The organism is Neobacillus drentensis (genome assembly GCF_036966985.1).
Classification (GTDB): Bacteria; Bacillota; Bacilli; order Bacillales; family Cytobacillaceae; genus Neobacillus; species Neobacillus drentensis_E.
The window spans coordinates 1-2,002 of sequence record NZ_JBALSN010000431.1; the positions used below are offsets into that span (position 1 = coordinate 1).

The 2,002-nt window shown below is 39.8% G+C and carries 3 protein-coding genes and 1 pseudogene; all 4 read left to right on the plus strand.

The window, feature by feature from the left end; all coding sequences use genetic code 11:
- Positions 1-356: response regulator transcription factor (locus tag V7659_RS24345; protein WP_335542719.1), on the plus strand; the 356-nt coding region annotated here is incomplete at its 5' end.
- 159 nt (positions 357-515) lie between these two features.
- On the plus strand, positions 516-899 hold the full coding sequence (locus tag V7659_RS24350) for a DUF6010 family protein (protein ID WP_335542720.1): 384 nt from the start codon (positions 516-518) through the stop codon (positions 897-899).
- A 15-nt stretch (positions 900-914) separates the two neighbouring features.
- Entirely contained in the window at positions 915-1,403 is a 489-nt protein-coding gene (locus tag V7659_RS24355) for a hypothetical protein (RefSeq protein ID WP_335542721.1), read from the plus strand.
- A gap of 361 nt (positions 1,404-1,764) precedes the next feature.
- A pseudogene (locus V7659_RS24360) lies at positions 1,765-2,002 on the plus strand (hypothetical protein); the annotation flags it as partial.

Consider the following 2,002-nt stretch of genomic DNA (forward strand, 5'->3'; position numbering starts at 1 on the left):
GCTTTATTTCGAAAACGTCGACCCGCGAGCAGTTAGTTCAGTCGATCCGCAGCGCTGCGCGGAAAGAGGCGATTATTCCGATGCAACTTCTTAAACAGCTGAGACGCCAAGAAATTGTCGTGCAAGGGGATAATGCCAATGATAAAACAACGATAGGGAAAAAAGAAGAAACACTTCTGCGCGAATTAGCTAAGGGACTTAGTAACAAGGAAATTTCCAAGACCTTGTTAATTAGTCAGCGCTCCTTGGAGTATAGTTTGACAGAACTTTTTCAAAAATTAAATGTCAACTCTCGGGTAGAAGCTATTAAGAAAGCTAAAGGGTTGGGGATTCTACCTACGGAAGATTTATATTAGATGTGATGGGACCGGCGTATGCCGGTCCTTTTTTTGATTTATAATGGTTGGTTCGGTTAAACCGCAATATTTTGCGTTAAGTCCATGAATGTTTGCGGCGGGCAGTGTCTCCTTCAAAAATATAATGATTCCATACCAACTAAATGGAAGGAGATTATCATGAATGTCAGAAATATAGTTGCGGGTGTATTATTAGCGATGCTGACCATTAGAATTTTCATCACGTTTACATCACCTATTTCATATCAACTGTTTGCACTCTTTTTGGCGTATACAGCATGTGTTTATGCTGGAGCTGCTTTATCTGATTCACGGGTGACCTGGATATCAATAGAATTTGTAGTGTCCTTCGTGTTTTTTAATTGTGCCTTATTGGGATTATTGTATTCTCCTCTTTGGATCGGGCTGGGTTTCATTCTACATGGAATTTGGGATTCGCTTCACCATCCAAGAATCATTAAAACAAGTGTTGTCAGATGGTTCCCGCCCCTATGCGCCATATTTGACTTTATTGTAGCTGTTTTCATGTGGAGGTTTTATTAAAGGGAGGAATGGAAAGTGAATGTTCAACTATTACAGTGGGGATTATTCTCGTTTATGATCGGGATGGTATTATCATTGCCGCTTGCAGCAGTGTTTTACCAAAAGAGTTCACCAATGAATAAGGTTTTCACAAATGCCAGGAAACTTAAATCAGCCCATATTGATTTTTTCATGCAAGGGTTTGCATTGGGTTTTGCTTTTCTATTGGAAGTGTCGTTGAAGACTGAGTTTTCCATTTACATTGTCATCCCATTGATTTATGGTTCGATCATGAACCCAACTATTTTGTTTTTAGAAGCTACACCTTTTATCCGTTCAAGTTACCGATTTGTTCATCTTTTCCTTAGAGCCACGAGCCCGTTAGCCCTTCTATTTGCCTGGATTGCCATTGCTGTTTCGTTCTTGCCATTATATTTAAATATGTTGCTATTGATCGTGGCAGTGTCTGGGGGTCTCGTAATATTAATCTATCTAACTAAGAGTAGTAAAAACCTAAACAAATAGAGTTAAGGTTTTTTTGTGCTTACTTGGAGATTGGTTATCGCCAGTAATCAGGGGTTATCCGCTAGTAAACTCGGATTATCCGCCAGTAAAAACAGTTATCGAGAGTATTTTTATCCTATCCAAGAGTAACCCCGAGATATGCGAGAGTATTTGCAACCTATCCGAGAGTATCCACAAGTTATCCGAGAGTACCAACCACCATCACCATTTCCAAAAACGCAACCACACCTGCAAAACGGATGCAGGGGTACCCCAAAAGTTTTGCGGTGGTTCTCACAAAGTCTGCGGTTTTGATCGATTCGAATCTCCGTACAATGAAATCATCCAAACCAAAACAATAATTCATTGGGAGGAAAGAAAAATGAAAAAGAAGAGTAAAAAGAAGTTTGTCATATGGACCTTGATCGGGCTGGTCGCAGCTGCACTCTTTTCTAGCTATTTATTTATACCTAAGGGTGCGAGTGATCTTGAAGAAGAAAAAGTGCATCCTTCAGATGACTCTCACTTTCCTACACGAGAAGATTTTCATGAATATAAAAAGCAGCGAACCAAAAAGGTGCGTAATCCATTGTTTACGACACTGGCTATTATCTTTCCTA

What these genes read in the sequence shown, in the direction of transcription:
- V7659_RS24350 (WP_335542720.1), top strand. Translation starts at nt 516, where the DNA reads ATGAATGTCAGAAATATAGTTGCGGGTGTATTATTAGCGATGCTGACC.